The sequence below is a fragment of the Dellaglioa sp. CoH-57-MRSF-21 genome, assembly GCF_056781915.1.
In genome coordinates this window covers 1-270 of sequence record NZ_JBXAXU010000191.1, presented here as the reverse complement: position 1 = coordinate 270, position 270 = coordinate 1, and the positions used below count along the sequence as shown (strand labels likewise).

General features: G+C 55.9%; 1 protein-coding gene. It reads left to right on the top strand.

Going from position 1 to position 270, the window contains the following annotated elements:
- Positions 1 to 11 precede the first annotated feature (11 nt).
- Positions 12 to 270, top strand: a 259-nt coding sequence (locus tag AC1RPQ_RS08500; RefSeq protein WP_481762346.1) for a hypothetical protein, incomplete at its 3' end; no start/stop codon positions are given.

Sequence of the window (270 nt, the reverse complement as noted above, 5' to 3'; positions counted from 1 at the left end):
AAGGAGGCTAGATGAAGATTAAGAGCAGTATCCACGACTACTACGATTGGGTTGCGCACCAGTACGGCGGTGGCGATCCGAACCTCGTGTACATGCGTGATCGCATTGTGCCCCTTGGCGTGGAAAAGACTCCGTGGGGAACGATCCATACCGAACATGGATTCACGTTTCCCGATGCGTTCAGGAAGTCGCTGAGCCAGTACTGGGATGAGCTGGGTGGTGACACACCGCGCGTGCGCTATGGCAGCGTTTACCACTTCCATCGAACCG